Source organism: Nonomuraea longispora (assembly GCF_004348345.1).
Lineage (GTDB): Bacteria > Actinomycetota > Actinomycetes > Streptosporangiales > Streptosporangiaceae > Nonomuraea > Nonomuraea longispora.
Genome location: NZ_SMJZ01000368.1, coordinates 1 through 3,788, shown reverse-complemented (window position 1 = coordinate 3,788; position 3,788 = coordinate 1). Strand labels below are relative to the sequence as shown.

The following is a 3,788-nucleotide window of genomic DNA, read 5'->3' as shown; positions in this document are numbered from 1 at the left end:
CTCCGGGGCCGAACCCCCTCCTTGGGTGACTTCTCCCCACTTCTCACGCTGACCTGTTTCGTCACGGAGAGTGACGTGCGATGGTCTCGCAAAGCGGACGATCCCGAATGATCAGCCTGACGGATCTGTCGGCGGCTGCCGAATTTCCCTGTGACGGATAAGGATGTACGGACCCGCGGGTGAGGCTCTTAACACCGAGTTGTAGAGGACCATCACCGGCTGCTCACTGTACATCTACGGCTGCGAATAGTAGTGAGATGCTTTTGGGCATGGCAGTCTTGCCCGCTCCCCGCCCCCTCCTGGGAGCTGTGCTTCTGTTGTTCGTCAGCGCCGCCTGGGGGTCGGCCTTCCCGCTGATGAAAGATATCATCGGCCGTTTACCGGTCGAGGATCTGCTCGCTGAGCGTTACGTGCTCGCGGCGCTGACGCTGCTCGCCATCAGGCCCGGCTGCCTTCGGGGACTTCCGAGGGTGACGTGGATCTACGGGACCGTACTCGGGGTCATGTTCGGGCTCGGCCAGGTCGGGCAGGCGGTCGCCCTGCAGTGGCTGCCGTCGGCGGTGTCCGGGTTCGCGGTGGGCTGCAGCGTGGTGATCACGCCGATCCTGGCGCTCATCCTGCACAAGGCGAGGGTGCCGCGGCGGATCTGGGCCGGGGTCGCGCTGGCGCTGGCCGGCATGATGGTGTTCACGCTGCTGCAGGGGATGGAGGACAACGAGGTCTCGGTGCTCGCGCTCGGCGTCACGCTGGCCGCCGCCGCCCTCTACTCCGGCCACACGCTCCTGCTCGCGCAGTTGTCCAGCCGCGGGACGGGTTTCCACGCGTACGCGCTCACCGTGATCCAGCTGTTCACCATAGGCCTGCTCACGGGCGGCTTCGCCGTGCGCGACGGGATCGTGTTGCCGACCGGCCTGCACGACTGGTCGGTCATGGCGCACCTGTCGGTGGTCTCGTGCGCGCTGGGCTTCCTGGCCCGCTCGTACGGCCAGGCGCACGTGCCCGCCGTGCCCAGCGCGATCCTGATGTCGTCGCAGCCCGTCTGGGTGGCCGCGATCGCGGTGATCTGGTTCGACGAGGCGATGGGCTGGAGCATGGTCGTCGGGGGTGGGCTCATGGCCGGGGCGATGTTGCTGGCGCTGCCGGCCAGGGCCGCGGCCCTGCGCCGCGGGCGCGGCCATCGCGATCTGCTGGTGAACGCCACCAGGACCGCCGCCCAGAGGCTCGCCGACCTGAGGGTCAAACGGGCTGATCCGCTGCGGCTGGACGGTACGCATTCGCCGATCATCGTCAAGACCGCCTGTGGTGACACCGATTCGTGCCCCTGGCACACCCGTTCGCTCAAGGGCGGCGGCGAGCCGAGCCTCGAGCGGCTGATCGAGCGGGCCACCCTCATCGTCAGGGCGCGCAACCTGCACGGGCCCGGCTGTTGCCAGTCGGTCACGTTGCTCGGCAGGTGCCTGTGCGACCTGATGGAGCAGTCCGAACGTACGCGTACCACAGGATTGCCCCGATGGTTTCGCTCCCAATAGGGGAGAAATTCCGATCAATAGGCAGGCAAGTGATTACTATCCGCTAATCCGCCACTTGTTTAGCATGAACCTTGATATTCGGTGGGGTGTCCGAATAATGGGAAATTACCCCCGGAGTGGAGAGGTACGTCATGAAGCGCATCATTGTCCGTAAGCCTGGCACCGTGAGGCTCGCGGGGACCTCCAGCGTCATTCACAAGGGGTGATCGAGGCGAGGTCCCATCACAGGGTCCCGGGCGAACCGCACGCCCGGATGGAAACCGCGCGACTGCTGATGCCGGTGATCGACGGGCACCGGCGGCCGCGTGGCCCGTACACCGTGGCCGCCGCCCTGTTACGGCACCTGGTGCCACCGGCGTTGGAACGCTCCCGCGACCTCGTGGCGGCGTACGACATCGAGATCAGGGCGGCCGCGCCCGAGCTCGCCCGGCTCGTGCCCGCCGCGCGGGTGACGGTCGAGGCGGACCTGCCCGACGACGAACGTATCCTCGTGCCGGCGCCCCGGCGTACGCTGCGGCTGGCCAACGGGCTCACGGAGTTCGTCCGCGACATCGTGCCTCCCGGGCGGGAGCTCGTGGTGGGCAACGCGGTCGAGGCCGACCCCACGGACATCGAACTGCTCGACGTCATGATGCGTCGGATCCCGCCCGCCACGCTGGCGATCACCGTCTTCTCCGGCGGACCCCGGCACCCGCCCGACGACCGCGACGCCGACGAGTTGTGGGCCGTGGTGGACCGGTGCGTACGTGAGGGTTTTCTGCACGCCGTCGCCGAGCTGGGGCAGCTCGGCATGTCGCGTACCGAGCCGGGCGGCGCGCGCTGGTGGGGTTTCGCCCAGCGTACGGCGACCGCGCTGGGCGGGCTCGACCGCACCGGTGACGCCCTCGCCGTGTGGGACCGGGTGCGCGAGGTCAGTCAGGACCCGGAGATGCACGCCGCCAGCGCGTACGGCACCGCCATGCTGGACGCCCGTCACCGCGACCCCGCCGGTCGCGACCTGACCAGGGCCAGGCGGTGGCTCAACGAGGCGATCGCCATCTCCACGCTCCTGCCCGACCCCATGAAGCGGGCGTTCAAACTCGGCTTCGACCGCAACGGCCTGGCGCTGATCGAACTGCGGCACGGCCGGCTCCACGTCGCGCTGTCGCTGGTCGAGTCGGCCATCGAACTGGCGGGCGAGCTGGGGGAGCGGCACCCGCTGCACCGGATGGTGCTGCTGGCGAACCGGGCGCAGCTGCTGTCCGCGCTCGGGCGTGGCAAGGAGGCGCTGGACGACTACGCCGCCGCGATCGCCGTCGACCCGGCCTTTCCCGACTACTACCTGGAGCGGGGGAACCTGCTGTTCGGGCTCGGCCGGCACGAGGAGGCGCTGGCCGACTTCGAGCGCGCCATGCGGGCCGGGCCGCCGCTGCCGGAGGCGCACTACAACCGGGCCGAGCTGCGTACCGTGCGCGGGGACGTCGAGGGGGCGCTGGCCGACCTGGGCCGGGTGATCGAGCTCGATCCCTCGTACGTGGACGCGTACATCAACCGGGCCGGCCTGCTGGCCGCCTGCGGCCGGGACGAGGAGGCCGGGCAAGACGTCCGGGCCGGGCTCGCGCTGGCGCCCGGCAACCCGCACCTGCTCACGGTGCTGGGCCAGTTGGAGACGTCGGCGGGCCGGCTCGCCGAGGCCAGGGTGGCGCTGGACCTCGCCATCGAGCAGGCACCCCGGCTGGCGGCCGCCTGGGGCAACCGGGGGGTGCTGCGCTTCGCCGCCGGAGACGCGCGGGGCGCGGCCGACGACCTGTCGCGGGCCGTCGAGCTCCAGCCGCAGCCCGACCTCTACGCCAACCGGGCCGTCGCCCTGCGGGCCCTGGGCCGTGAGGCGGAGGCGGAGGCGGACGAGCGCAGGGCCGCCTCGCCGCCCTGATGGGACGATGACTTCATGACGGGGCGTATGGGGCGGGCGGCCGGGGTGTGCGCCGCGCTCGGGGTGCTGTGGTGGGCGACCGTACGCCTGGCATGGGCCGGGATCGGTTGCGAGGACTGGGGATGCCTGGTGCCGGCCGTCGGGGTCGTCGTGCTCATCTCGCTGGGCCTGTTCGCCTGGTCGGCCCGCGCGCTGGAGCGGGTCGGCGTCCGTCCGGGCCGGCGGGTGGCGCTGGTGGCGACCGGGGTGCTGGTGGCGTTCCGGCTGGCCGGCGAGTCACTGCCGTCGTGGACGTCGTCGTCCGCGCACGCCGTCACGGCCGCGCTGACCTTCGGCGGGGCGGGGGC

The 3,788-nt window shown here is 70.8% G+C and carries 3 protein-coding genes; all 3 read left to right on the top strand.

Annotated elements, in window-relative coordinates:
• Positions 1–308: 308 nt before the first annotated feature.
• Entirely contained in the window at positions 309–1,529 is a 1,221-nt protein-coding gene (locus E1267_RS43035; protein ID WP_165960121.1) for a DMT family transporter, read from the top strand.
• A 253-nt stretch (positions 1,530–1,782) separates the two neighbouring features.
• A complete protein-coding gene (locus tag E1267_RS43030; protein ID WP_132341978.1) occupies positions 1,783–3,441 on the top strand; it encodes a tetratricopeptide repeat protein in 1,659 nt (552 codons plus the stop codon).
• 15 nt (positions 3,442–3,456) lie between these two features.
• On the top strand, positions 3,457–3,788 hold a 332-nt coding region (locus E1267_RS43025), incomplete at its 3' end, for a hypothetical protein (protein WP_220449942.1).